Genomic DNA, 25,950 nt, shown 5'->3' on the forward strand with positions numbered 1-25,950 from the left:
GACCGACGCGACCCCCCGGTCGCGTCTCCTGGGGGAGGCAGAGGCATGGGCAGGGACGTCACGCGGGACAGTGTCACCCGCGCGGACCGGGCGAAGTACCGGCACAAAGTGCGCCGGTGCCTCGACGTCTTCGCGCTCATGCTGGACGAGTTCCAGTTCGACGCCGACCGGCCCACCACGGGCCTGGAGGTCGAGCTGAACCTCGTGGACGCCCACGCCGAGCCGGCGATGCGCAACGAGGAGATCCTCGACGAGATCGACGACCCGGCGTTCCAGTCCGAGCTGGGCCGGTTCAACATCGAGCTCAACGCCGAGCCCAGGCTCATCGAGGGCGCCGGCTTCGACGCGTACGAGAAGGACCTGACCGAGAGCCTCGGCCGCGCCGCCGAGCGGGCCGCCGAGACCGACTCGCGGATCGTGCTCGTCGGGATCCTGCCGACCCTGACCACCCGGCACACCGTGCGGGACAACCTGTCGGCCAACGACCGGTACCAGGTGCTCAACGAGCAGATCCTCGACACCCGCGGCGAGGACATCCCGCTGGACATCCGCGGCGTCGAGGAGCTGCGCGAGTCGCACGACTCGATCGTGCCCGAGGCGGCCTGCACCAGCGTGCAGTACCACCTCCAGGTTTCCCCCGAGCACTTCGCCGACTACTGGAACGCCGCCCAGGCGATCGCCGCGATCCAGGTGGCGACCGGGGCGAACTCCCCGTACCTGTTCGGCCGGCGGCTGTGGGCCGAGACCCGGATCGCCCTGTTCGAGCAGGCCACCGACACCCGCGCCGACGAGCTGAAGGCGCAGGGGGTACGGCCGCGGGTGTGGTTCGGGGAGCGGTGGATCACGTCCATCTTCGACCTGTTCGAGGAGAACGTGCGGTACTTCACCCCGCTGCTGCCGGTGTGCGACGACGAGGATCCGCAGGAGGTGCTGCGCGCGGGCGGCGTGCCGACCCTGTCGGAGCTGACCCTGCACAACGGCACCGTGTACCGGTGGAACCGTCCGGTGTACGACATCATGGACGGTCGCCCGCACCTGCGGGTCGAGAACCGCGTCCTGCCCGCCGGGCCGACCGTCGTCGACATGCTCGCCAACGCGGCGTTCTACTTCGGGCTGACCCGGTACCTGGCCGAGCAGGACCGGCCGGTCTGGAGCCGGCTCGGCTTCCACACCGCGGAGGACAACTTCCACCTGGCCGCCCGCCGCGGCATCACGGCGACGGTCCGGTGGCCGCGGCACGGCGACGTGCCGGTGACCCGGCTGGTCCTGGACGAACTGCTCGACCAGGCCGCGCAGGGGCTGGACCGGTACGGCGTCGACCTGCCGGTCCGGGACCGGCTGCTCGGCGTGATCGAGGGCCGGTGCCGGGCGGGCCGCAACGGCGCGGTGTGGCAGACCGAGATGGTCTCCCACGGCGAGCGCCACGGCCTGGACCGCGACGCCGCGCTGCGGGCGATGCTCCAGCGCTACAGCGAGCTACAGCGCACCGACATCCCCGTCCACCTCTGGCCGGTCGGCTGAGGCCGGGCGGTCGGCGGGGTCGCCGCGGCGCGACTGCTGCCGCGGCTGCCGGCGGGCCGGCCGGCCCGCGGCTCGTCCGCCGTCGGTATCGCTGTCCGCCGCCTCGGCGGGGGTCGCGCTCCCGTCGGCGGCACCCTTGCCGGCGTTTCTGCCGGCAGCGCCCTTGTCGGCAGCGCTCCTGTCGGGCCGGTTCCGGTCCGCGGTGCTCGCGGCGGCGTTTCTGCCTGCGGCGCCCGGCCCCGCGGTGCTCGCGCCCGCCGGCGGAGGCGCGGCCGCCGCGCGCCCGTCGGGGGCGGTGGCCGGGGCGGCGGCGTCCTGGAACGCGACGGCCGGGGCGAGCGAGGGAGTCTTGCGCGGCGGAGCCTGGCGCTGCTCCTTCTCCCGCGCGTCGTCCTCGCGGGCCCGGCGGTTCGCCTCGCGCACGGACTCCTTCTCGGCCCGCCGCTCGGCGCGCGCGTCCGCACGGGCGGCCTGCGCGGACGCGCGCCGGGTGCGCGCCTGCTCCTGGGCGGTCCGCATCGCCTCGCGGCGGGTCGCCCACCAGGACGGCCCCGTGGCCTCGGTCGGTGCGCCGTCCTCCCCGCCCCTGGCACCCCGGCCCGAGGTGGCGGTGCCCGTCGACCTGGCCGCGCCCGCGGACTTCGCCGGGGTCGACTTCGCGGGGGCTGATTTTGCCCCGGCGGCTTTTGCCCCGGCGGCCGACTTGGCCGGGGCAGCCGACCTGGTGGCCGCCTTGGCGGCGCCGGCCCGGCCGTCGGCCGCGGCCCGGCCCGCGGGCGGCGTCGCCCCACCCGCGGCGGCGGTGCCGCGCAGCGCCGTCACCAGCACCGAACCGGCCAGGCCGGCGAGTACCGCGTAGGGGGCGGTCAGGTACGCCGAGAGCTGCGTCGCCGCGGCGCCGGTGACGCGGGGTCCGGCGAGCAGGTACGCCAGGGCCGCCAGGAGCGGACCGGCCGCGCCGGACAGCGCCGCGCCCAGCCGGCTGCCCGTCCGCCCGGCCGCGGTCGCGGCGACGACGCCGAGCAGCGCGGCGAGGCCGACGGTCAGCCCCACGGCGGGAAGGTGCAGGCCGCGGAACCAGACGCCGCTGCCGACGTGCAGCGGCCAGCTACCGAGCGCCGAGCCGCCCGGACCGAGGTCGAAGGCGCCCAGGACGACGGACAGGACGGTCACCAGCCACACGGCGCCCGCGGTGAGCACGATGTTCGCGGCGACCGCCGCGCTGCGCAGGGCCGCGCCGGCCAGCAGCAGCCCGATGACGAGCCCGGCGAGCGCGTACCCCGCCGCCGCGGTGGCCGGCGCCACGGCACCGGTGGCGGGCGCGTCCCGGGCCGGTACCGCGAGCAGCGCCACCGCGGCCAGCCCGCCGAGCGTCGCGCTGGCGCACAGGACGAGCCCCCACAGCCCCCGCGGGCCGCCGGGCGCGTCGGTGCCCCGGGCGGCGAGCCGGTCGGCCGTCAGCGCGCCGACGATGACCGCGACCGCGGTGACCCACACCGCCCACGTGACGTTGCCCGCCCACACGGCGGCGCTGTCGGCGTCGGCCGGGGGCTGCCAGCTAATGACCCCGAGGCCGTACCCCAGGCCCAGTTGGGCAGCACCCACCCCCGCCGCGACGCCGTTCGCGGTGGCGATGGAGGAAGCCCAGCCTGCGGCCATGGGCGCAGCGTAGCGGCGAAGATCCGTACTGGCTAACGTCGCAAAACCCGCGTCCCGGATGCCGGGTACCACCAGGGGTCATAGTGCTGACCTGCGCGGATCACAACATTGCGGCGCGGCGCGGTCCGGTGGCCGAGCGGGTGCCGGACACTCCATGGAGTGAGGTGGCCGCGCCCCGGTGCCGGTGGCGGCGGTTAGGTTGGAGACGGCGGGTGGGCCCGTCGACAGGCGGCGGGAGGCGGGCCGATGGCGGCGGACGAACCGGGGCGGCGCGACGACGACGCCACCTCCCTCCAGCCGCCGGCCGCCGACGGCGACGCCACAGCGGTGGTACCGCCGGCCGGCGCCGACGCGACGGCCGCGATGCCCGGGCAGCCGCCCCCGCCCGACGCCACCTCGGTGATGCCGGCTGTGGGCGCCGGCGGGTGGTCGGCGCGCGCCGAGGTGCCGCAGTACGTCCGGCCGGCCGCCGAGGAGCCAGCGTGGGGCGGCGTCGACCGGGAGCCGCGCCGCTGGTGGATCGCGGCCGTCCTCGTCGCGGTCTTCCTGCTCGCGGTGCTGGGCTGGGGCGGCTGGCTGCTCCTGCGCGACGACCGGACGCCCGCGGTACCGCAGCCGAGCGCCTCCGCCCCGGCGGTCCGGCGGACGACGGCGGCGCCCACGACGTCCGCCCCGCGCCCGAGCCGGACGGCCCCGGCGACCACCGCCGCGCCGCGGGTGACCGTCCCGGACGTCGTGGGCGAGGACCGCGCCGACGCGCAGCTCCGGCTGGACGCGGCCGGGCTGGCCTACCGGCTGGACTACCGCGCCACCGACGAGGCCCCCTCGGGCGAGGTGCTGGAGATGTCCCCGGACGGCGGCGCGCGCGTCGCCCCGGACACCGTCGTGCTGCTGGTGGTCGCCGAGTCGCCGGCACCGCCGACCGAGGAGCCGGAGGAGTCCGCGGAGCCGGAGTCGAGCTGACCGCCGCCGGCCCCGCCCGGGTCACCAGCGGCGGCGGCGGTACCCGACGACGAGGAGTCCGGTGAGTCCGACGGCCAGGCCGAGCGCGCCGCTGTAGACCAGCGCGGTCGACCCGTCCACGGCGGTGCGCACCAGGTCGGCGCTGGCGGCGCGGGTGCCGGTCGGCGTCGGCGGCGCCGGTCGTGGCGGCGGCGTGCGGCTGGCGGGAGGGCGAAGCCGGGCCGGCGGCGCGGGCCGCGCGGCGGGCGGCACCGCCGACGCGCCGCGCGCGGCACGGGCGGCGACGGTGCGGGGCGCGGCGGCGCCCGCCGAGGCGGTCGGCGTCGGCGGCAGCGGGGGCGGGGTCGGCGACGACGTCGGGGTCGGGGAGGCGCACCGGTACCCGACCGGCGCGACGAGCACGGCCGACGGGCTGGGCTCCGGCACCGGCGCGCTCGCCGTCGGTCCGCAGGTGGCGGCCGCGTACGGCAGGGGCGCGCCGTCGGCGCCCGCCGCGACCGCGGCGACCAGGGCGGCGCCGAGTCCGGCGACCGCGAGCCCGGACGGGAGCGGCCCGCGCCGCGCGCGGGCGCCCCGCCGGAGCGCGGTCTGGACGTGCGGCATGGCGCCTTCCCCCGTACTCGGGGTCCGGTCGTCGCGCGAGGTGGCCGTGGGGGGCTCACCTGTGATCGTAGGGGCGGGCGCCGCCGGTCATGCCGGATATCGGCCGCGATGAACGCCGGTGCGCCGGAGCCGGGTCCGCGGTGGCGCTCAGGTGGCCGCGGTCGGCGACGTCAGTTTAGGCACGCGGTGCGGGCACGGGCGTGGGAGGCGACCGTGCGGGGGCGGCGGGTGGCCCGGCCGCGGGTGTCGACGCAGGCGGTCACCTGTCGCAGACCGTTCACCTGCACGAAGATCGAGCGTCGCTCGACCGCGTCACCGGCGGCGTTGAGACTGTAGCCGTCGAGCCAGGCCCAGCCGTCGTACGTCGGCCAGTCGAGCACGCGGATGACGCGGAACAGCAGAGGGGAGACGAACTGCACGCTCGCCGAACGGGTCACTTCAAGAACGTCGCCGGATCGGGGTAGCACTTGGACTCCTGTCCCGAGCTTGGTCGTCGCATCGCGAAGGTCGAGGGGAACCGGGGTGGTGCGGGGGCGGGGCCGGCCGGGTCGGTCGGCGGCCGCGGCGTCGTGCCGCCGGCCGGCGGGCACCCGTCCGCCCCGCGGCTCACCCGTCGGCGCAGCCGTCACCGCGCGTGCTCCGACGGGGCTTCTTCCACGGGGCGTCCGGGTGTACATCCCTGTCCGAAACCGTCCGTGGCGAGGGCTCGTTGCTGGTGGTGACCCCCGACGCCCGCGAGGCCGGCGGGTACTGCGCCGCGCCAGCGCCAGGTGGATCATTAACCAACAGTGAGTAACCTCTGCCCTACGCACAGCTTGCATCACGAACATGATCAATGCAAGTTGCATCGTGGAGATTCCACGTGTCGAAGGTGACATCTACCCCGTTCGGTGGTTGCTGCCCCTGGACGGACGGCGTAACACTGGGTCGGACTTTCGGGGCAACTCGGCCGGGCGACAGGCGTTCCGCCGGCTCCGCTCGACAGTGGACGGACGCGCCCGGCCGCGCCCGTGGTGCACTGGCGCGGTACCGCGGCGGCGTCGCACCACCGTCGTCGCCGCGCGACCGTGGCCTGAGGAGAGATGGCGTGACCGACCGACCCAGTCCGACGATCCGCCGCCGGCGCCTGGGCGCGGAGCTGCGCCGGTACCGCGAGGGCGCGGGCATCACCATCGAGGGGGCCGCCGCGCAGCTCGCGTGCTCGACCTCGAAGATCTCGCGGATCGAGACCGGACACAACTCGGTTACACCCCGCGATGTAGCCCGTCTGCTGGACTGCTACGGCGTGCCGCGACACGCCAGCGCCGAACTCGTCGACATCGCCCAGCAGGCGCGGCAGAAGGGCTGGTGGCACCCGTACAGCGCCGTGCTGACCGGCGCGTACGTCGGCCTGGAGGCGGCCGCGCAGGCCATCCGGGCGTACGAACAGCAGGTCGTGCCGGGCCTGCTCCAGACCCACGAGTACGCCCGCGCCATGATCCGCAGCGCCCGGCCGGACATCACCGCGGACGAAGTGGAGCGTCGGGTGCGTGTCCGATTGGGACGCCAGTCGTTGCTGAGTCAGGAGGATCCGCTCGATCTGCGGGTGGTACTCGACGAGGCGGTGGTCAGCCGCCCCGTCGGCGGCGACCCGGTGATGCGCGCACAGATCGCGTGCCTGGTCACAGCGGCGGAGCTTCCACACGTGACGCTGCAGTTGCTGCCCTTCGCTGTCGGGGGGCACGCGGGGATGGACGGCACCTTCGCCATCCTCGAATTCGCGGAGAGCCACGATCCGGACGTGGTCTACGCCGAGAACGCGACTGGCGGCCTGTTCCTCGAAAAGTCCGAGGAGCTGCGCAAGTACGAGACCATCTTCAACTCAATCTGTGCGGCGGCGCTCACTCCCCGCGAGTCGGCCGCCCGCCTTGCCCAACTGGCAAAGGAGCCACTGTGGAACTCGTCGAGGCCAAGGGATTCCGCGTCGACCTGAGCGGCGCGCGCTGGTTCAAGAGCGCGCGCAGCGGACCCAACTGCGACAACTGCGTCGAGGTCGCCTTCGTCGGCGGCGCGATCGCCGTGCGCGACTCGAAGAACACGTCCGGTCCCGCCCTCCTGTTCACCCCCGGTGAGTGGGACGCGTTCGTCGGTGGTGCCAAGGACGGGGAGTTCGACCTCCCCTGACCGGCCCGACCCTGCACCGGTGGCGCCCGGGTCCGGCCACCGGTGGGGGGTGCCCGCGACGGCGCACGGCAACCACGAGAAGGGGTCCCAGATGGCGGACGACGTGCCGGACGGCAGCCAGTTCAGCGGTTTCCGCGGGATCGGCGAGGGCGACCCGACCCTCGCCCGCGCGCACCGCGGCGCCCCGGCCGGACCGGGCCGGGCCAGCAACGGCCGGGCCCGCGTACCGGGCCAGGCCGGCGCCGAGGTGGTCGCCGACGGCGAGGCCGACAACGGCGGCGAGACCGCCGCGATGACCCCGAACCCCCTGCCCGAGCTGGACCTGAGCCGGCTCAGCGACCGCGCGCGGGACCTGGCGGGGCGACCGGCCGGCCAGGCGCCGGACATCGCCGACCACCCCCTGCTGCGCGGCCTCCTGCGCGAGTTGCCGCCCCGGGGTACGCCACTGCCGCCGGGCTGGCTGGAGCGCTGGTTCGCCGCCACCCGCTCGGTGCTCGAACTGATCTACGCGGAGCCGCCGCGCGGCTCCTGAACCGATGCCGGACCGGGCGGGTGAGACCCGCGCCCACGCTCTGGGCGGTCCGGCCCCCGAGGGCGCACCTCCCCCCTGTCCGCCCTCCCGCGGCGCCGGCCGGCGATCCCCGTCCCGGCCGGCCGCCGCGGTCTCCCGCGCCGTCCGCGGAGTCGCCGCCGGGCCGCGCCGCTCAGACCGCGAAGGACGCGGGCCGCTCGTCGGCCGGCGGCGGCGGCGTCGCCCGCCACAGGCCGGACTTCTGCGCCGCGAGCCGGGCCAGGTAGGCCGGGTTCAGCAGCAGGTACCGCCGCCAGAGCCGCCCCGGCTCCAGCCCGAGCCGCCACAGCCACTCCAGCGCGTACCGCTGCATCCACGCGGGCGGGTTGCGGAGCTGCCCGGCGTGGTAGTCGAACGCCGCCCCCACCGCCATCAGCGGCATGTCCAGCAGGGGCCGCATCGCGTACGCCCACACCTCCTGGCGCGGGCAGCCGAGCCCGACGAGGACGACGCGCGCGCCCGAGGCCGTGATCCGGTCGGCGATGGCGCGGTCCTCGCCGGGCGCGGCCGCGCGGAACTTCGACGGCTCGGTACCGGCGATCCGCAGGTCCGGGAACAGCCGGCCGAGCGCCGGGACGAGCCGCCCCAGCGTGTCGTCGGTGGAGCCGTACAAGTACACGGGCAGGCCCTCCGCGGCGCACCGGGCGAGCACCCGCAGCGTCAGCTCCGGCCCGTACACCCGGTCGGCGAGCCGGGCGCCGTGCAGCAGGTTGAGCGCCCAGCGCACCGGCTGGCCGTCGGGGGTCACGACGTCGAACGCGTTCAGCCGCGCGTTGTGCGCCGGATCCAGGACGCCGGTCATGACGCCGTGCACGGCCAGCGCCGTCAGCGCCAGCGGGCGCCGCTCGTGGGCGGCGCGGACCACCTGCGCGGCGGCCCCGTCGTAGTCGACCGCGTCGACCAGGACGCCGAGGACGTTGCGCTTGCCCCCCGCGATCACGCCGGCAGCCACTTGTCGGCGTTCGCCTCGTGGATCTCGCGCAGGATCATCGGGACGTCGTACTCCTGCCGCCAGTCCGGGTAGTCGGCCGCGAACGCCGCGTTCGACCCGATCCACCACTGGTGGTCGCCGACCCGGTTGCCCTCGTGGTACTCGGTGATCATCTCGATGCCGGTGATCTCCTGCGCCAGCGCGAACGCCTCCAGGTGGGAGGTGTGCGAGTGCCGGCCGCCGCCGAGGTTGTAGACCGCGGCGCTGCGCGGCGCGCGGAAGAACGCCTCGAACGCGGAGACCACGTCGGAGGAGTGGATGGCGTCGCGCACCATTTTCCCCTTGTACCCGAAGATCTTGTACAGCCGGCGCTCCATGTTGCACCGCATCACGTAGGCGAGGAAGCCGTGCAGCTCGGTGGCGCTGTGCGCCGGGCCGGTCAGGGTGCCGCCGCGGAAGCAGGCCGTCCGCATACCGAAGTACCGGCCGTACTCCTGCACCATTACGTCGGCGGCGACCTTCGAGGCGCCGAACACCGAGTGCAGACAGGCGTCGATGGACATGTCCTCGGTGATGCCCTGGTGGTACGGGTGGTCCTCGGCCAGCTCGTAGCGGGTCTCCTGCTCCACCAGCGGCAGGCTGTTGGGCCGGTCGCCGTACACCTTGTTGGTGGAGCAGTGGATGAACGGCGCGTCCGGGCAGTGCTCGCGGACGTGCTGGAGGAGGTTCAGGGTGCCGGTGGCGTTGACGTCGAAGTCGGTGAACGGGTCGCGGACGGCCCAGTCGTGCGAGGGCTGCGCGGCCGTGTGGATGACGACGGCGATGTCCCGGCCGTACCGGCCGAAGATCCGGGACAGCGCGGGGCGGTCCCGGATGTCGACGTCGTGGTGGGTGTAGCTGTCGCCGAGGTCGCTGGTCAGCCGGACGACGTTCCAGGCGGTCGACGCCTCGGGGCCGAAGAACTCCCGGCGCATGTCGTTGTCCAGGCCGACGACGTCCAGGCCCAGGCCGGCGAAGTGGCGGACGGCCTCCGAACCGATCAGTCCGGCGGAACCGGTCACGAGGGCGACGGCCACATCAGCTCCTTGGCGGCAGACGGCAGCGGGGTCCGCGACAGCGCGTGCCCGGCGGCTGATACCCGGCGGCGGACCGCCGCGGCGGGCGGGGTCGCGGCACGGGCGCAGTCGCGGGGGACGGGCGGGAGTCGCGGGCAGAGTCCAGCCCCTGACGTTACTTCACCGGGGCCACCCGGCCGACCGCCGGGCAGGTCGGTGGGTTCAGGGCAGGGCAGGTGGGTTCAGGGCAGGTCGGTGCCGTCGGCCGAGATCGAGGTGACCGCGACGCGCGCGCCCGGACCCGCCAGCGTGACCGTCACGCGGATCACGAACGTCAGGTTGGCGTCGCGCGGCAGGCGGTGCACGGTGGTCGACACCGCCGTCCACCGGCGCGCCGCCCCGGTCACCCTGGTCTCGGTGTGCCGGGTCGGCCGCTGGCCCCGCATCCCCGAGTCGATGACGACCGTCGCCGCGGCGCCCGGGCCGAGGGCCAGGGTGCCGCTCGCGCTGGCGGCGATGCGTACGTCCCCGTCGAAGTTCCCCGGGTAGGCGGTGACCGGCACCTCCAGCACGCACGTCGCCGCCGGCCTGGTCGAGGCGACCTGGAACCGGCGGTAGAAGTAGGTGGTGGCCAGCCCGGGCGCCGACGAGATCGCGGCGTACGGGGCGCACGCGCCGTAGCCCGCGTGGCGTCCGCGCGGGGTGCCCTGCGCGGGCGCGGCCGCGAGACCTGCGCCGAGGCCCGCGACGAGCACGCCGATCGCTGCTCCCCGGCGGCCGGGTGTGGTGAACATGCTCAGAGGTTAGGGCGGGTGGGGTCGCCGACCCGCACCAGACATCGGACATTCAGGCTTACGGGGGTGTCCCGGCGCCCGGCACAGCGGCGGCGGGCGCTCGGCGCGACCGCCGGGGACGAGAAACGGCCCGGCTGGTGTCAGCCGGGCCGTTCGCTGGTGGGGAAGGGGGGAGTTGAACCCCCACGCCCTTTCGGGCACACGGACCTGAACCGTGCGCGTCTGCCATTCCGCCACTCCCCCAGCGGGGTGTCGCAAGCGCCGCCGGCAATATACGTCGCCGGACCGGTCCGCCGCCGGCATTTGCCGCCGCGCCGTGCGCGGGCGACGGGCAGTCTGCCGGGGCGGGAACCCGTCGCGGGCGGGGACCTGCCACGTACGACAGGAGTGCCCGGCGGGTCACGCTCCGGCAAAGGCTACCGCACCCGGCACGGTCCCACGAAGGTGGGGCCGCCGCGCCCCGGACGCCGCCCTTCAGCTCGCCGGCGCCGACCGACTAGTCTTCCCGCGGGGCATGGCGAGCACCGTCCCGTGGGTACGGCGGACACCGACGGCCGACCCCGGCGCGGGCCGGACGACGGGAGGCGGCCCGTCGCCTGCGGCGCGGCGGTGCCGATGGCGGATACCATGATGCCTCGGGAGCCGAGGAGGAGCCGGTGAGTGTGCTACAGCGCTTCGAGAAGCGCCTGGAGGGGATGGTCGAGGGGGCCTTCGCCAAGGTCTTCAAGGGGGTCGTGCACCCCGTGGAGATCCTCAACGCGATGCAGCGTGAGGCGGAGGCGCACAAGGCGATCCTGGCCGGGGGCCGCACGCTGGTGCCCAATCGCTACGTGATCGACCTGTCGCCGTACGACCACAGCCGACTCGCGCCGTACGCCGCCGCGCTCGCCCAGGAGCTGGCGCAGTCGCAGGCGGAGTTCATCGGCGAGCAGGGCTGGACGGTGTACGGCGACGTCATCGTCGAGGTCGAGCGCGGCGAGGGGCTGGACACCGGCATGTTCCGGGTCACCGCCGAGGTGTACACCGGCGGCGACGTCGCACCGGCCGGCCAGGGCGGGTACCAGTCCGGCCAGTACGACTCCGGCGGCGGCGGGTACCAGCAGTCCGGCGGCGGCGCGCGGCTGATGGCCAGCGACGGCCGCAGCTACCCGCTCCAGGCCGGCTCCACCGTGATCGGCCGCGGCGACCAGGCGACCCTGCGGCTGCCGGACGTCGGCATCTCCCGCCGGCACGCCCGGCTGGACTTCGACGGCGCGCAGGCCGTCCTCACCGACCTGGGCTCCACCAACGGCACGATGGTGAACGGCCAGCGTGTCTCGGCCGTGTCGCTCAATCCCGGTGACATGATCCAGCTCGGCACCACCACCCTGACGTTCCGCGTGGACGGCTAAGGACCTTGCCCGAGATCGTCGTCACGGTCGCCCGCTTCGGCTTCCTCATTCTGCTGTGGATTTTCGTGTTCGCGGTGGTCGGGGTCATCCGGCGGGACCTGTTCGCCGGCGGCCGGCCCAGTCGGCTGGTCGCCGCGCCCAGGGCCAACCTGGCGACGCTCGCCGGGGGTTCGCCGGGCAAGCCGGCCAAGGGCCGGGCGGCACACCAGCTTGTGGTGACGGCGGGCCAGCTCGCCGGTACCCGGATCACCCTCGGGGAGGCGCAGATCACCATCGGCCGGGCGGAGGACTCCACCCTCGTGATCACCGACGACTACGCATCGGCGCGGCACGCCCGGCTCGTGCCGCGCGGCGGCCAGTGGTTCGTGGAGGACCTCGGTTCGACCAACGGCACGTACCTGGACCGGACCAAGGTCTCCGGACCCACTCCCGTACCGTTGGGGGTCCCCATCCGGATCGGCCGGACCTCCCTTGAGCTGCGCCCATGACTCTGACCTTGCGCTACGCCGCCCGCAGTGACCGCGGGCTGATCCGCGACGGCAACCAGGACTCGGTCTACGCCGGGCCGCGGCTGCTCGCCGTCGCCGACGGCATGGGCGGGATGGCGGCCGGCGACGTCGCGAGCAACATCGTGATCGGCGCGATGGCGCCGCTGGACGAGGACGTGCCGGGCGAGGCGCTGGTCGACGCCCTGCGCGCGGCGGTCGACACCGCCAACGGCCAGCTCCGCGAGACCGTCGCCGCCAACCCGCAGATGGAGGGCATGGGCACCACGCTGACCGCGATGCTGTTCACCGGCAGCAAGATCGGCATGGTGCACATCGGGGACTCGCGGGCGTACCTGCTGCGGGGCGGCGAGTTCCACCAGGTCACCAAGGACGACACGTACGTGCAGATGCTGGTGGACGAGGGCCGCATCTCGCCGGAGGAGGCCAGCAGCCACCCGCAGCGCTCGCTGCTGACCCGCGCGCTGGACGGGCGCGACGTCGAGCCGGACTTCTCGGTGCGGCAGGTGCTCCCCGGCGACCGGTACATGATCTGCAGCGACGGCCTGTCCGGGGTCGTCTCGTTCGAGACGATCCAGCAGACGCTGACCGAGATCGCCGACCTCCAGGACTGCGTACACCGGCTGGTCCAGCTCGCCCTGCGCGGCGGCGGCCCCGACAACATCACGGTGATCGTCGCCGACGCCACCGACGCCGACATCGTCGAGTCGACCCCCGTGGTCGGCGGCGCCGCGGCCAGCGACCGCGGCATGACCACCATCGCGGACGACTCGACGCCCGCCTCCCGCGCCTCGGCGCTGACCCCGCCGCGGCCCCCGGCCCCCGAGCCGGAGCCGGAGCCGGCGGTCGAGTACGCGGCGCCGCGCAGGCGCCGCCCCCTGCGCACGGCGAGCCTCGGCCTCCTGGCGATCGGGCTGGTCGGCGCGGCCGTGTGGGGCGGCTGGGCGTGGGCCCAGCGGCAGTTCTACGTCGGCGCCACGCAGGACGGCAAGGTCGCCATCTTCCAGGGCGTCCCGGGCGACATCGCGGGGCTGCGGCTGTCCAGCGTGCACGAGACGACGACGACGTCGGTCGAGGAGTTGACGGCGGTGGCGCAGGGCGAGGTGCGCCGGGGCATCGAGGCGCGCAGCCAGTCCGACGCCGCGGCCACGCTGCGCCGGCTGATCAGCGACGACCCGGCCAACCCCAACCGCAGGCCGTTCTGCCCGCCGACCCCGACACCGTCGCCGACGGTGATCCTGTCGCCGGACCCCACGCCGTCGGCGGGGCCGAGCCGGCCCGGCGGCGGTACGGCGTCGCCGGTGGCCGCCCGCCGGCCCGCGGGGCTGCGGACGACCGCGCCGGTACCGCCGGCCGAGACCCCCGCACCCACCTCCGGGCCGTCCGACGACTGTGTGGTCCGTGACTAGCGCACGGCGGCGGCGCGGCGAGGAGTCCCGGTGACCGCCGGGACGGTGAAGGCTCCCCTGGCGGCACGGCCGACCCGCGGGCGGCGCAACGCCGAGCTGGCGATGCTGCTGTTCGGGATGGCGATCGTCGCGGCCTACGGGGCGATCGTCGAGGGCACCGTGCTGGGCCGGGTCACGCCGGACTTCTGGGTGCCGGCGGCGATCCTGGCCGCGACGTTCCTGGCGCTGCACCTGGCGATCCGGTTCCTCGCGCCGTACGCCGACCCGGTGCTGCTCCCGGCGGTCGCGCTGCTCAACGGCGTCGGCGTCGGCTTCCTGCGCCGGCTCGACCTGTCGCCCGAGGCGGGCGAGGCGGTCCGCGACCTGACGGTCTTCGGCGGGGTCGGCGGGCGGCAGCTCGCCTGGACGCTGGCGGCGGTCGTGGGCGCGATCGTGCTGCTCGCGGTCGTCCGCGACCACCGCACGGTCTCCAAGTACGCGTACACGCTGTGCCTCATCGGCATCGTCCTGGTGATGATCCCGGCGCTGCTGCCCTCGGCGTACTCGGAGATCAACGGCGCGAAGCTGTGGATCATCGTGGGCGGGTTCAGCATCCAGCCGGGCGAGTTCGCCAAGATCATGCTGCTGTCGTTCTACGCGTACTACCTGGTGCGCAAGCGCGAGGTGCTGTCCCTGGCGAGCAAGCGGTTTCTCGGCGTCGACTTCCCGCGCGGGCGCGACCTCGGCCCGGTCATCGTGGTGTGGCTGCTCTCGCTGATGGTGCTCGTCTTCGAGAAGGACCTGGGCACCTCGCTGCTCTACTTCGGCATGTTCGTGGCCACGCTGTACGTGGCGACGGAGCGGGCGAGCTGGCTGATCATCGGCCTCGCCCTGTTCTTCGGCGGCGCCTTCTCGGCGTACTACCTCGGCAAGCTCGTCGGCGGCCCGTTCTCCAACTTCGTCGTGCGCGCCGAGACGTGGCTCGACCCGTTCGCCGACGCGCACGGCGGCGGCTTCCAGCTCACCCAGTCGCTGCTCGGCCTCGGTACCGGCGGGCTGTTCGGGGCGGGACCGGGCGCCGGCCAGCCCGGGGAGATCCCCGAGGTGCACAACGACTTCATCTTCGCGGGGATGGGCGAGGAGATCGGCCTGTTCGGGCTGACCGCGCTGCTCGCCGTGTACCTGCTGATCGTCGTGCGGGGGCTGCGCACCGCGCTGGGCGTGCGCGACTCGTTCGGCAAGCTCGTGGCCGGCGGCCTGGCCTTCACCCTCGGGCTGCAACTGTTCGTGATCATCGGCGGGGTCAGCAAGCTCATCCCGCTGACCGGGCAGACCACGCCGTTCCTGTCCGCGGGCGGCTCCTCGCTGATGGCGAACTGGCTGCTCATCGCGGTCCTGCTGCGGATCTCCGACGCGGCCCGCGCGCCGGCCGACGCCGCCCCCGGCGGGGTGGTCGCGCCGCCGAGCCACATGCACGGCGCCCAGACGGAGGTGATCCGTCCGTGAACGCCCCGCTCCGCAAGATCGGCGTCGTCGTCCTGATCCTGTTCGGCCTGCTGTTCGCCAACCTCAACTGGGTCCAGGCGTACAAGGCCGACGAGTACCGGGAGAGCGAGTTCAACTCCCGCGGCAAGCTGGAGGAGTACCTGCGCCAGCGCGGCGCGATCGAGGCGCAGGGCAAGGCGCTGGCGACCAGCGTGGAGACCGAGGGCCGCTTCCGGTACCTGCGCAAGTACCCGTTCGCCGGCCTGTACGCCCACGTCGTCGGCTACAAGCCGCTCAACCTGGGCGCCATCGACATCGAGCGCTCCGAGAACGCGTTCCTCGCCGGCTCCAGCGACCGCCTCATCGGCGAGCGGATCAAGGAGATGCTGACCGGCAAGAAGACCGGCGGCGGCCACGTCCTGCTGACGGTCTCGCCGCGCACGCAGCAGGCGGCGTTCAACGCGCTGAGCCGCAACTCCGTCGGCGCCCGGCGCGGCGCCGCGGTGGCGATCGACCCGCGCACCGGCGCCGTGCAGGCCCTGGTCAGCGTGCCGACGTACGACCCGAACCCGCTGGTCAGCCACAACACGGTGGCGGCGCAGGCGGCGTACAACCGGCTGCTGGGCCAGCCGGACCGCCCGCTGAACAACCGGGCCACCGCCGAGACGCTGCCGCCCGGCTCGACGTTCAAGGTGATCGTGGCGGCGGCGGCGCTGGAGAGCGGCCTCACGCCGGCCACGGCCATCCCCGCCGGCTCCAGCTACCGCGCGCCGGGCACCACCCAGGAGATCCGCAACGCCGTGCCGAGCATCTGCCCGGAGTCGCAGGTCACCCTCAACGAGGCGCTGACCGAGTCGTGCAACACGGGGTTCGCGCAGCTCGGCGTGCGCCTGGGCGCGGACCGGCTGAAAGAGAAGGCGCGGGCGTTCGGGTTCGGCGACGACGGGCTGACCGTGGGCCGGCTGGACGACGGCGGCATCCCGACGGCGCCGAGTCAGACCGGCGACATGCGCAACCCCAACGGCAGCGACGACACGGCGGCCGTGGCGCAGTCCTCGATCGGCCAGCGGGACGTGCGGATGACGCCGCTGGCGGGCGCCATGGTCGCCGCGGCGATCGCCAACGACGGCCGGCAGATGCGCCCGTACGTGGTGCGCCAGCTCCTCGGGCCGGACCGCGGCAGCCTGTACAACGCCTCGCCGGACACGCTGCGCGAGCCGGTCGGGGCGGCGGTGGCCGCCAGCCTGCGGCAGATGATGGTGTCGGTCGTCCGCTCCGGTACCGGGCGCAACGCGCAGATCAGCGGGTACGAGGTCGGCGGCAAGACCGGTACGGCGCAGAACGGCGACGCGCCCGACCACGGCTGGTTCGTCGGCTTCGTGCGGGACTCCGGCGGTACGCCGATCTCGGCCGTGGCGGTCGTGCTGGAGAACGCGGGCAGCGGCGGCAGCGGCGAGGCGACGCAGATCGCCGGTGAGATCATGCGCGCGGTCATCGCCGACCCGCGCCGAGGGGGCTGACGTGTTCAGCCCTGGGATGGTGCTGGGCGGCCGGTACCGGCTCGACGAGCGGATCGCCGGCGGCGGCATGGGCGACGTCTGGCGCGGCACCGACGACGTCCTGGGCCGGACCGTCGGCGTGAAGATCCTGCTGCCGGCGCTGCTGGACGAGCCCGGCTTCGCCGAGCGCTTCCGCGGCGAGGCGCGGACCATCGCCGCCATCAACCACGCCGGCGTGGTCGACATCTACGACTACGGCAGCGACGACCAGGTGGCGTACCTGGTGATGGAGTTCGTCGAGGGCGACGCCCTGTCCCGGACGCTGTCGCGGGTCCGCCGGCTGACGCCCGCCCGGACCATGGCCCTGGTCGCCCAGGCGGCCGAGGCGCTGCACGCCGCCCACCTCAAGGGCATCATCCACCGGGACGTCAAGCCGGGGAACCTGCTCGTCCGCCCCGACGGCTCGCTGGTGCTGACCGACTTCGGGATCGCCCGGTCGGCGATCGTCGGCCAGCTCACCGCGGCCGGGGCGGTCCTGGGCACCGCGTCGTACATCGCGCCCGAGCAGGCCACCGGCGGCACCGCGACCCCCGCCTCCGACGTGTACTCGCTGGGCATCGTCGCGTACCAGTGCCTGGCCGGCCGGCGGCCGTTCGAGGGCGACAACCCCATCGAGATCGCAATGAAGCACGCGCAGGAGCCGCCCCCGCCGCTGCCCGGGGACATCCCGCCGGGGATCAAGGCGATCGTCGAGCGGGCGATGGCCAAGGAGCCCGAGGGCCGCTGGCCGTCGGCGGCCGCCCTGGCCGGCGTGGCCCGGCAGGCCGTGGCGGCCGCGGCGGCGCTCGCGCGCGGCGCCGCCCCGCCCGGCCAGGGCGGCCGCGCCGCCGCCCCGCCCGGCCAGTCCGCCCGCGGCGCCGCGGCGGCCGGCCCGCCCGCGCGCGGCGCGGCCGCGCCGAACTCCCCGGCCCGGGGCGCGACCGGCACGGGCGCCCGGGGTGCCGCATCGGCGGCGGGCAGCGCCGCCGTGCGCCGGAACCTGCCGCAGCCGGGCGTCCGGCCGCCGGGTGCCGCGCCGCGGTACGAGTCGCCGGCCGCCCTGCCCGGCCAGCAGTCCTCCCGCGGCCAGGCCGGGCGGTACCCGTCCCCGCCGGCCGGCGGCCTGCCCGGGCGGGTGGGTCCGGTCGACGGCGCCGCGCCGTCGTCGGCCGCCGCCCAGGGCGGGTCCCACCGGGCGGGCGGGGCGTCCCCGGCGCCGTACCAGCCCGCTGCGGCGCCCGCCCACCGCGCCCCCGCGGGCGGCGGCCCGCCGCCCGGCTACCGTTACCCCGCCGCGCCGGTCGCGTCGTCGACCGGCCGGTGGCTGCGCCGCGTTCTCATCGCCACCCTGGTGCTGGGGCTGCTGGCGCTGCTCGCCTGCGTCGGTGTCATCACATTCCTGCTGCCCCCGGGCACGGCGAGCGCGCGCGGCGGGGTCGGGCAGGGCATAGTGGGCACGTACGAGTTGAGTGAAGGACGGTCCCGAACATGACGGCGCAGGCCCGCTTGCTGGGCGGCCGCTACCAGGTCGGCGAGCTGCTCGGCTATGGCGGCATGGCCGAGGTGCACCGCGGCCGCGACCTGCGGCTGGGCCGCGATGTCGCGATCAAGATGCTGCGTACCGACCTGGCCCGGGACCGGACCTTCCAGGAGCGCTTCCGGCGCGAGGCGCAGAACGCCGCCGCCCTCAACCACCCGGCCATCGTCGCGGTCTACGACACCGGCGAGGAGCACCCCCCGACCGGCGAGACGCTGCCGTTCATCGTGATGGAGTTCGTCGACGGGCGGACCCTCAAGGAGGTCCTGGCCGCCGAGGGCCGGATCATGCCGCGGCGCGCGCTGGAGATCGTCGCCGACATCTGCGCGGCGCTGGAGTTCAGCCACCGGCACGGGATCATCCACCGCGACATCAAGCCCGGCAACGTGATGCTCAACCGCAACGGCCAGGTCAAGGTCATGGACTTCGGCATCGCGCGGGCCCTGGCCAGCGGCGCCACGACGATGACCCAGACGAGCGCCGTGATCGGTACCGCGCAGTACCTGTCGCCCGAGCAGGCACGGGGCGAGGCCGTGGACGCCCGCTCCGACGTCTACGCCGGCGGCTGCGTGCTGTTCGAGCTGCTGTGCGGGCACCCGCCGTTCACCGGCGACAGCCCGGTCGCGGTGGCGTACCAGCACGTCCGCGAGGACCCCCGGCCGCCCAGCTACCTCAACCCGGAGGTCGGGCCGGACATCGACGCCATCGTCCTCAAGGCGCTGGCGAAGAACCCGCTCAACCGGTACCAGTCCGGCGCCGAGATGCGCGCCGACGTCCTGCGTGCCGCCGCCGGCCGGCCGGTCATGGCCACGCCGGTCATGGGCGAGGACGAGACCGCCCTGATCGGCGGCGCGCACACCGCCGCGACCCAGCAGGTGGCGCAGGTCGGGGACGCGCGGCGGCGCAAGTCCTCGGGCTGGGTCGTCGCGGCCTTCGCCGCGCTGGCGGTCCTGGCCGCGATCGCGCTGGTCATCGGGCTCACCCGGGACGGCGAGAAGCCGGCGCAGACGGTCAACGTTCCCTCGCTGCAGGGGCAGGAGCCGTCGGCGGCCGAGGGCACGCTGCGCGAGCTGGGCCTGGTGTACGCCGTGGGCGACGCGGTCAAGAGCGACGACTGCGTGAAGAACACGGTGGTGCGGCAGGTGCCCAGCGCCGGTACGGCGGTGGACCGCGGCGAGAAGGTGACCGTCAACCTGTGCGCCGGGCCGGACTCCGTGTCCGTGCCGACCGACCTGGTCGGCCTGACCCAGGCCGAGGCCGAGCGCCGGCTCGGCGACCTGAAGCTGAACGCGAGCGTCACCCAGGTCGACAGCGACGCCACCCGGGGCACCGTGGTGAAGGTGCCGAGCGCCGGCAGGTCGGTCGGGGCCAACTCCCGGGTCGAGATCCAGGTGTCACGCGGCAACCTGAGGCCGGTACCCAACGTGATCGGCCAGACCCGCGACGCGGCGGTGAACGCGATCCGGTCGGCGGGCTTCGAGGTGGTCGAGGTTCTCGGCCTGCCGTCGGTGGAGAACGGCGGCCGGGTCCTCAACCAGAACCCCGTCGGCAACCGGATCGCCAAGCAGGGCTCGACCGTGCAGATCCTGGTGGCGCGGCGCCTGGAGCCGTCGGCGACGCCGTCCGCCTCGCCGACGGCCGAGCCGGACCTCACCCGCAGCGGCGGCTGACCGCCGGGCGCCCGACCTGTCGCCGGGTGGCCTCGGGAGCGCGGGTCAGCTCGTGGCGAAGGCGGCGCGGCGGCGGTCCTCGACCTCGGCCGCGAGCGCCGGTGCGCGCTCCAGGGCCGCGGGCAGCCCGCAGGCGGCCAGCCAGTTGGCCAGCATCAGGTGGCCGCCCTCGGTGAGGACGGACTCGGGGTGGAACTGCACCCCCTCCAGCGGCAGGCTGCGGTGCCGCATGGCCATGACCACGCCGGAGTCGGTCCGGCCGGTGACCTCCAGCTCGTCGGGCAGCGTCTCGGGCGAGACCGCGAGCGAGTGGTACCGGGTCGCCGTGAACGGGTCGGGCAGCCCCGCCAGCACCCCGGCGCCGGTGTGCCGCACCAGCGACGTCTTGCCGTGCAGCAGTTCGGGTGCCCGGTCGACCACGCCGCCGTACGCCTCGCCGATCGCCTGGTGGCCCAGGCAGACCCCGAAGATCGGTACTGAGTCGGCGCACTCGCGGACCACGTCGAGGCAGACGCCGGCCCGCGCGGGGGTGCCCGGGCCGGGCGAGAGCAGCACGCCGTCGGCGCCGGAGCGGCCGACCTCGGCCACGGTCACCTCGTCGTTGCGCCGCACGTCGCACTCGGCGCCGAGCTGCCCGAGGTACTGCACGATGTTGTAGACGAACGAGTCGTAGTTGTCGATCACCAGTACGCGCACACGCGTCACCCTAGTCCCGGTCAGCCGTTTTCGGCGACGCCGCCGACCTGCACGTCGTCGAAGGGCAGCAGCGGCTCGGCCCACGGGAAGACCACGTACCAGAGCAGGTAGACCGCGCCGGCCAGCAGCAGCAGCGAGCCGACGACCTTCCCCGGCCGGCCGAAGGGCAGGATCCGCCAGATCAGTCCGTACATCTCACCTCCGCAGTTCGGCCGGGTCGCCCGCGGAGCGGGGCTGGGTGCGCAGCAGGGACGCGTGCACGACGAGCCGCTCGTAGTTGTCCCACTTGGGGTTGCACGTGGTGATGGTGAGCAGCCGCTCGCCGGACCGGAAGCCGGGCGGCACCGGGTCGACGACCTCGACGGCGGTCGGCCGGACGATCCGGCTGCGGGACGTGCGGTACACGTACCAGTTGGTCTTCGTCTCCACGACGATCGGGTCGCCGGGGCGCATGTCGTCCAGGTCCCAGAAGGTCGACTTGACCCGGTGGCCGGCCACCGAGAAGTTGCCGGACTGGCCGGGCATCGCACTCTTGGGGTAGTGCCCGGGGGCCACCTTGATGTCGTCGGGCGCCACCCCTTCGACCACGACCCACTTCTTGGCCAGCCGCGGGATGTGCAGGCGGGCGACCGCGTCGCCGGGCGGCGGCTTGCCGGTGCTGGGCCGGTTGGCGGAGGCGGCGGCCGGGGTCTTGTCGAACGCGCGGTCCAGGTCGCCCTGCGCGGCGTCGACGATGGCCGTCTTGCCGTAGATCTCGTACCCGGCGAACAGCAGCAGCACCACGCCGCAGGTGATCATCAGCTCGCCGAACCCGCGGACGGTGCCGCGGACGACGCCGCCCGCGGTGACCCGGCCACCCCGGCGCGGGGCGGGCGGGTCGGCGCCGGGGCCGCCGGCGGGCGCCGGGGGCGGTGACGGCGGCGGCGACGGCGGGACGACGCCGGTCGGCGGCACGGCGGGCACGGCGGCGGTACCGCGGGCGGTACCGGGGCCGCCGACGGTGGCGGGGCGGGGAACCTCGGCGATCCGGCGGGGCATCCCGGGCTGTTCGGCCGTGGTGTCGACGCGGTGCCGGCCGCCGCCCGCGCCGGTGCCGGGGGGCGGTGGCGTGACCGCGGGGCCGCTGGCCCAGGCGCCGTACGGGGCGTCGACGGACTCGGTACCGGCGACGGCGTGGATCGCCCCGGTGGGGTCGGAATCGGTCGGCGCGGCGCCCGCCCCGGCGGCGCCGAACACCGGGCGCTCGACAGCCGGCGCGGCGGCGGGCGGCACCGCGATAGGCGGCACCTCAGCCGGCGGTACCGCGACGGGCGGTAGCGCGGCGGGCGGCATCGCGACGGGCGGTAGCGCGGCGGGCGGCATCGCGACGGGCGGCGAGTGGTGCGGGTCGGGCCTGGTCAGGTTGGGTGGGGCGGCAGGAGGGGCCGGCGGTCCGGCCGCGCCGGGCAGCTCCGCGACCGGGTGCGGCGGCAGCGCGGCCGGGCCGGGCAGCGGGGTCGGGCCGGGCGGCGGGGGCGCCGGGGCGCCGGTCGTGGGGGCGAGCGCGGTGGGACCGTCCCAGGCCGGCCGGTCGGCGGGCGGCGGGCTGGCCGGGGTGTCGGGCCGGGTCTCCCGGCCGCGGCGCGCGCGGCGCTCGCGGCTGCGCGCCCGGCGGTCCTCGCGTTCGCGGCCGGCGTCCAGGTCGACGTCGAACTCCTCCGTCATTCGACGCTCACCTTCGCCGCCTGGATGACGTCGGCCTGCTCGAAGGCCGGCAGCCGGACGTCGTCGAGCCGCCGCTCCTCGTAGCCCAGGCCGTACTCCTGGGCGTCGGTGCGGAACCGGTCCACCTCGCCGGAGTCGGCCAGCGCCCCGCGCAGCCGCTCGGGCGCGCCGATGGCGGTGATGGTGAACGGCGGCGAGTAGATCCGCCCGTGCAGGACCAGCACGGAGCCCGCGCAGCGCACCGCGCTCGTCGAGATCACCCGTACCCCCATGATCGCCATCGCCTCCGCACCGCCGGCCCACAGCGCGTTGACCACGGCCTGGACGTCCTGCTGGTGCACTACCAGGTCGTCGTTCGTCGCCCCGCGCGGCGGAGCGTCCTGGGTCGAGTGCGGTGCGTCATCCAACTGTACGGTCAGGCCGGGACCGTGCACCGGCGTGAACGCGGCATCCGCTTCGAGTCGTTTCGCCCGCGCCCGCTCCTGTCGTACCGGAACGTCCGTACCGGCCAGCTTCTCCGTCTGCGCCGCGACCTCGCCGCGCAGCGCCGCCGCCCGCGCCTCGGCCCCGGCCAGCCGGACCTTGCGCTCATTGATCAACTGGGCGAGCCGCGGCCGCCGGTCCTCGCGCAGGGCGGTGCCCTCGGCGGTGGTGGCCGACGCGGTGAACAGCAGCCCGGCCGCGAGCGCGATCAGCGGCACCCCGGCCGACCAGCCCGGCCGCCGCCATCCGCCGGGCAGCGGGCGGGGCGACGAGCCCCCGCCGGGCCGCAGGGCGCGGGCCGCGCGGCGGGCCGCGGCGCGCCACGACGACGTCCCCGACGTATCCCCCACAGCAGCCTCCCAGGTCCCGCGCCGGGCTGCCGCACCGCGGGGATGGGTGTCCGCTGGTGCTCAACCGGCCGAATGTGACTACGCTAGCCCTCGAACATTATTCGTCGTCGTCCGTCACCCGGGCGGGACCGCGCTCCGGCAGGGCCGTACCTGGACCCGGCGGAGGGCGACACCCGCAGGTCCGTCGGCGCGGACGGGGCCGACCGGCCCCCATCCGCTCCGCCGGTCGGCCGGGACCGGCCGGCGGGGACAGATGTGCGCCTACCGGCCCCTCAGGAGAGCGTCGTGCCCAAGTCAACGGTTCGTAAGAAGAAGACCTACGCGCCGCCGCCGGACGTGCGTGCGACGTCCGCCGCGGCCAGCAAGAAGCCGAGCCCGATGTGGGTGCCGGCGCTCGCCGTCGGCCTGATCCTCTTCGGCATCGCCTGGCTGGTCGTCTTCTACCTCTCCGAGCAGGCCTACCCGGTCGCCTCCTGGAAGTACTGGAACCTGGCCGTCGGCTTCGGCGCGATGGTCGCCTCCCTGGGCATCCTCTCCCGGTGGCGCTGACCCGCTAGATGCTGACCGCCCTCCTCACCTCGCTCGTCGCGGCGGCGATCACCGCGGTCGCGGTGGCGTACGCCGTGCGGGCGGTCCGCCGGATGCTCGCCGTCATCCGGCTCGGCCAGCCCGACCCCACCCGGACCGGCGACGCGCCGCGCCGGGCGCGGGTCATGCTGGCCGAGACGCTCGGCCACACCCGGATGCTCAAGTGGAGCGTCGTGGGCGCGGCGCACTGGTTCGTCATGGTCGCGTTCATCGTGCTGTCGACGCTGGTGCTGGAGGCGTACTTCGAGGTGGTCAGCCCGGCCGGCCACCTGCCGTGGCTGGGCACGTGGCTGCCCTTCGGGCTGCTCACCGAGTGGGTCGGCGTCCTGGGCGTGGTGGGGATCGCGGTGCTCATCGCGGTCCGGCTCGCCCACCGGCCGACCCGGCCCGGGGGCCGGTCGCGGTTCACCGGCTCGACGATGTGGCAGGGCTACTTCGTCGAGTACGTCATCGTCGCGGTCCTGGCCTGCGGCTTCCTGATCCGCGGCTTCCAGGTGGCCACCGACCACTTCGCGCACCCGTTCTGGGCCACCCCGGTCAGCCACGGGATCGGCGCCGTGCTGCCGGCCTGGCCGGCGGCCATCAGCGTCACCGCCATGGTCAAGATCGTCATCTCGATGACGTGGCTGATCGTGATCAGCCGCAACGTCACCATGGGCGTGGCGTGGCACCGGTTCCTGGCGTTCTTCAACATCTACTTCAAGCGGGACCCGGAGAAGCCGGCCGGCGCCGGCCTGGGCGCCCTGCGGCCGATGGTCTCCGGCGGCAGGCCCCTGGACTTCGAGGAGGCCGACCCCGAGCGGGACCAGTTCGGGGTCGCGCAGGTCGAGCAGTTCTCCTGGAAGGGCCTGCTGGACTTCACCACCTGCACCGAGTGCGGCCGCTGCCAGTCGCAGTGCCCGGCCTGGAACACCGGCAAGCCGCTGTCGCCGAAGCTGCTCGTGCTGAGCCTGCGCGACCACGCGTACGCCAAGGCGCCGTACCTGCTGGCCGGCGGCGGCAAGGACCTCACCGGCGAGGAGAAGGGCACCGCGGAGCAGTTGGCCGGCGTGGACGTGCTCGCCCTCGCCGAGGCCGAGCGGCCGCTCATCGGCGACGCGGCGGCCGGCGGCGTCATCGACCCGGACGTGCTGTGGTCGTGCACCACGTGCGGCGCCTGCGTCGAGCAGTGCCCGGTGGACATCGAGCACGTCGACCACATCGTCGACATGCGCCGGTACCAGGTGATGATCGAGTCGAGCTTCCCGTCCGAGGCCGGCGTCATGCTGCGCAACCTGGAGAACAAGGGCAACCCCTGGGGCGCCCCGCCGACCACCCGCGAGGACTGGACCAAGGGCCTGGACTTCGCGGTACCGAAGGTCGGCGAGGTCGAGGAGTTCGAGTACCTGTTCTGGGTCGGCTGCGCGGGTGCGTTCGAGGACCGGGCGAAGAAGACCACCCGCGCCGTCGCCACGCTGCTGCACCAGGCCGGCGTCTCCTACGCCGTCCTCGGCGCCGGCGAGACCTGCACCGGCGACCCGGCGCGGCGGATCGGCAACGAGTTCGTCTTCCAGATGCTCGCCCAGCAGAACGTCGAGACGCTCAACGAGGCGTTCGGCGACCGGCCGACCAAGAAGATCGTCGCCACCTGCCCGCACTGCTTCAACACCCTGGGCAACGAGTACGGCGAACTGGGCGGGCACTTCGAGGTCGTCCACCACACCGAGCTGCTCGCCCACCTCGTGGCCACCGGCAGGCTGACCCCGGTCACGCCGCTCGACGGCGGCGTCACGTACCACGACCCGTGCTACCTCGGCCGGCACAACCGCGTCTTCGCGCCCCCCCGAGAGGTCCTCGGCGCGGCCGTCGGCGGCGTCACCGAGATGCCCCGCAACAGCGAGCGCTCCTTCTGCTGCGGCGCCGGTGGCGCGCGGATGTGGATGGAGGAGCGGATCGGCAAGCGGATCAACGTGGAGCGGGTCGAGGAGGCCCTGGCCACGGGCGCGAAGACGATCGCGGTCGGCTGCCCGTTCTGCACCACCATGATCAGCGACGGCGTGACGGGCAAGGGCCGGCACGAGGAGGTCGAGGTCGTCGACGTCGCCTCGGTGCTGCTCCGCACCACCCAACCCTCCTGACGGCCCGCCGCGCCGGTCCGGCCAGCACGCCGCCGTCCTGACCACCTTCCGTCCGTCCGCACGCCCCGCCTGCCGCGCCGCCGGGTTTGGCCGCGGGGGGATTTCGGTATGGGCGGCGGGCGGATGGCGGCGCGGCGGGGGCCGGCCCGGGGCCGCGCGGCGTGCGAGAATCTGGGCGAGGTGAGAGCGTCATCGACACGGCACGATCCATCGACACGGCATCGCACGCGGCGGGCG

24 protein-coding genes and 1 tRNA gene are annotated in these 25,950 nt (G+C 74.8%); 14 read left to right on the top strand and 11 right to left on the bottom strand.

Going from position 1 to position 25,950, the window contains the following annotated elements:
* The first annotated feature begins 45 nt into the window (after positions 1-45).
* Positions 46-1,521 (top strand): glutamate-cysteine ligase family protein, encoded by a 1,476-nt coding sequence (locus IEY75_RS14615; protein ID WP_189114901.1) that lies wholly within the window; start codon positions 46-48, stop codon positions 1,519-1,521.
* Here the strand turns inward: IEY75_RS14615 and IEY75_RS14620 are convergent.
* Positions 1,477-3,180, bottom strand: a complete 1,704-nt coding sequence (locus IEY75_RS14620) for a hypothetical protein (protein WP_189114902.1) — start codon at positions 3,178-3,180, stop codon at positions 1,477-1,479. The genes IEY75_RS14615 and IEY75_RS14620 overlap by 45 nt on opposite strands.
* A 246-nt stretch (positions 3,181-3,426) precedes the next feature.
* Here IEY75_RS14620 and IEY75_RS14625 point away from each other — a divergent pair, with 246 nt between their 5' ends.
* Positions 3,427-4,143, top strand: a complete 717-nt coding sequence (locus IEY75_RS14625) for a PASTA domain-containing protein (RefSeq protein ID WP_189114903.1) — start codon at positions 3,427-3,429, stop codon at positions 4,141-4,143.
* A 21-nt stretch (positions 4,144-4,164) separates the two neighbouring features.
* Here IEY75_RS14625 and IEY75_RS14630 read toward each other — a convergent pair whose 3' ends face one another.
* Together IEY75_RS14630 and IEY75_RS14635 are read right to left on the bottom strand one after the other, a co-directional pair.
* Positions 4,165-4,746, bottom strand: coding sequence for a hypothetical protein (locus IEY75_RS14630; RefSeq protein WP_189114904.1), 582 nt, complete (start codon positions 4,744-4,746; stop codon positions 4,165-4,167).
* Positions 4,747-4,916: 170 nt separating this feature from the next.
* Positions 4,917-5,213 carry a hypothetical protein gene (locus IEY75_RS14635; RefSeq protein WP_229789722.1) on the bottom strand — a complete coding sequence of 99 codons (297 nt, stop codon included), beginning with the start codon at positions 5,211-5,213 and terminating at the stop codon, positions 4,917-4,919.
* A 620-nt stretch (positions 5,214-5,833) separates the two neighbouring features.
* On the opposite strand from IEY75_RS14635, the gene IEY75_RS14640 reads away from it, so the two are divergent.
* From IEY75_RS14640 to IEY75_RS14650, 3 genes are read left to right on the top strand one after another with little or no spacing between them, the layout of a single operon-like run.
* Positions 5,834-6,718 (top strand): helix-turn-helix domain-containing protein, encoded by an 885-nt coding sequence (locus tag IEY75_RS14640; protein ID WP_189114905.1) that lies wholly within the window; start codon positions 5,834-5,836, stop codon positions 6,716-6,718.
* Positions 6,679-6,909, top strand: a complete 231-nt coding sequence (locus tag IEY75_RS14645; protein ID WP_189114906.1) for a DUF397 domain-containing protein — start codon at positions 6,679-6,681, stop codon at positions 6,907-6,909. Before IEY75_RS14640 ends, IEY75_RS14645 begins: the two co-directional genes overlap by 40 nt.
* Before the next feature lie 19 nt (positions 6,910-6,928).
* On the top strand, positions 6,929-7,441 hold the full coding sequence (locus IEY75_RS14650) for a hypothetical protein (protein ID WP_189114907.1): 513 nt from the start codon (positions 6,929-6,931) through the stop codon (positions 7,439-7,441).
* 172 nt (positions 7,442-7,613) lie between these two features.
* Here IEY75_RS14650 and IEY75_RS14655 read toward each other — a convergent pair whose 3' ends face one another.
* The 4 genes from IEY75_RS14655 to IEY75_RS14670 form a co-directional block, all read right to left on the bottom strand.
* Positions 7,614-8,420: a WecB/TagA/CpsF family glycosyltransferase gene (locus tag IEY75_RS14655; protein WP_189115011.1), complete on the bottom strand. Its 807-nt coding sequence runs from the start codon at positions 8,418-8,420 to the stop codon at positions 7,614-7,616.
* Complete coding sequence (locus IEY75_RS14660; RefSeq protein WP_189114908.1) at positions 8,417-9,487, bottom strand: NAD-dependent epimerase/dehydratase family protein; 1,071 nt, start codon at positions 9,485-9,487, stop codon at positions 8,417-8,419. The genes IEY75_RS14655 and IEY75_RS14660 overlap by 4 nt, the downstream gene beginning before the upstream one ends.
* Before the next feature lie 221 nt (positions 9,488-9,708).
* Positions 9,709-10,260, bottom strand: a complete 552-nt coding sequence (locus tag IEY75_RS14665; RefSeq protein ID WP_189114909.1) for a hypothetical protein — start codon at positions 10,258-10,260, stop codon at positions 9,709-9,711.
* A gap of 157 nt (positions 10,261-10,417) precedes the next feature.
* Positions 10,418-10,503 (bottom strand) — tRNA-Leu (locus tag IEY75_RS14670).
* 413 nt (positions 10,504-10,916) lie between these two features.
* On the opposite strand from IEY75_RS14670, the gene IEY75_RS14675 reads away from it, so the two are divergent.
* The 7 genes from IEY75_RS14675 to pknB all read left to right on the top strand — a co-directional run bounded on the left by IEY75_RS14675 (position 10,917) and on the right by pknB (position 19,775).
* Positions 10,917-11,651 (top strand): FHA domain-containing protein, encoded by a 735-nt coding sequence (locus IEY75_RS14675; RefSeq protein ID WP_189114910.1) that lies wholly within the window; start codon positions 10,917-10,919, stop codon positions 11,649-11,651.
* A 5-nt stretch (positions 11,652-11,656) separates the two neighbouring features.
* Entirely contained in the window at positions 11,657-12,139 is a 483-nt protein-coding gene (locus tag IEY75_RS14680; RefSeq protein WP_189114911.1) for an FHA domain-containing protein FhaB/FipA, read from the top strand.
* On the top strand, positions 12,136-13,566 hold the full coding sequence (locus tag IEY75_RS14685; RefSeq protein WP_189114912.1) for a PP2C family protein-serine/threonine phosphatase: 1,431 nt from the start codon (positions 12,136-12,138) through the stop codon (positions 13,564-13,566). The genes IEY75_RS14680 and IEY75_RS14685 overlap by 4 nt, the downstream gene beginning before the upstream one ends.
* Positions 13,567-13,668: 102 nt before the next feature.
* Positions 13,669-15,051 carry an FtsW/RodA/SpoVE family cell cycle protein gene (locus tag IEY75_RS14690; RefSeq protein WP_189115012.1) on the top strand — a complete coding sequence of 461 codons (1,383 nt, stop codon included), beginning with the start codon at positions 13,669-13,671 and terminating at the stop codon, positions 15,049-15,051.
* Positions 15,048-16,550, top strand: coding sequence for a peptidoglycan D,D-transpeptidase FtsI family protein (locus tag IEY75_RS14695; RefSeq protein ID WP_189114913.1), 1,503 nt, complete (start codon positions 15,048-15,050; stop codon positions 16,548-16,550). Before IEY75_RS14690 ends, IEY75_RS14695 begins: the two co-directional genes overlap by 4 nt.
* 1 nt (position 16,551) lies before the next feature.
* Positions 16,552-18,060 carry a serine/threonine-protein kinase gene (locus IEY75_RS14700; RefSeq protein WP_189114914.1) on the top strand — a complete coding sequence of 503 codons (1,509 nt, stop codon included), beginning with the start codon at positions 16,552-16,554 and terminating at the stop codon, positions 18,058-18,060.
* The gene (gene pknB, locus IEY75_RS14705) at positions 18,057-19,775 is read left to right on the top strand and encodes a Stk1 family PASTA domain-containing Ser/Thr kinase (RefSeq protein WP_189114915.1); all 1,719 of its coding nucleotides are present in this window, start codon (positions 18,057-18,059) and stop codon (positions 19,773-19,775) included. Before IEY75_RS14700 ends, pknB begins: the two co-directional genes overlap by 4 nt.
* Before the next feature lie 45 nt (positions 19,776-19,820).
* On the opposite strand, the gene IEY75_RS14710 is transcribed toward pknB, so the two are convergent.
* From IEY75_RS14710 to IEY75_RS14725, 4 genes are read right to left on the bottom strand one after another with little or no spacing between them, the layout of a single operon-like run.
* A complete protein-coding gene (locus tag IEY75_RS14710; protein WP_189114916.1) occupies positions 19,821-20,471 on the bottom strand; it encodes an aminodeoxychorismate/anthranilate synthase component II in 651 nt (216 codons plus the stop codon).
* Between the two features lie 20 nt (positions 20,472-20,491).
* Positions 20,492-20,665: a hypothetical protein gene (locus IEY75_RS14715; RefSeq protein WP_189115022.1), complete on the bottom strand. Its 174-nt coding sequence runs from the start codon at positions 20,663-20,665 to the stop codon at positions 20,492-20,494.
* A gap of 1 nt (position 20,666) precedes the next feature.
* A complete protein-coding gene (locus tag IEY75_RS14720) occupies positions 20,667-22,175 on the bottom strand; it encodes a class E sortase (protein WP_189114917.1) in 1,509 nt (502 codons plus the stop codon).
* Positions 22,172-23,008: a DUF881 domain-containing protein gene (locus IEY75_RS14725; RefSeq protein ID WP_189114918.1), complete on the bottom strand. Its 837-nt coding sequence runs from the start codon at positions 23,006-23,008 to the stop codon at positions 22,172-22,174. Before IEY75_RS14725 ends, IEY75_RS14720 begins: the two co-directional genes overlap by 4 nt.
* 285 nt (positions 23,009-23,293) lie before the next feature.
* Between IEY75_RS14725 and IEY75_RS14730 the strand changes: the two genes are divergently transcribed.
* Both IEY75_RS14730 and IEY75_RS14735 read left to right on the top strand, forming a co-directional pair.
* Positions 23,294-23,557: a cell division protein CrgA gene (locus tag IEY75_RS14730; protein WP_189114919.1), complete on the top strand. Its 264-nt coding sequence runs from the start codon at positions 23,294-23,296 to the stop codon at positions 23,555-23,557.
* An 8-nt stretch (positions 23,558-23,565) separates the two neighbouring features.
* Positions 23,566-25,713, top strand: a complete 2,148-nt coding sequence (locus tag IEY75_RS14735) for a (Fe-S)-binding protein (RefSeq protein WP_189114920.1) — start codon at positions 23,566-23,568, stop codon at positions 25,711-25,713.
* Positions 25,714-25,950: the final 237 nt, after the last annotated feature.

It is taken from the genome of Pilimelia terevasa (assembly GCF_014647915.1).
Lineage (GTDB): Bacteria > Actinomycetota > Actinomycetes > Mycobacteriales > Micromonosporaceae > Pilimelia > Pilimelia terevasa.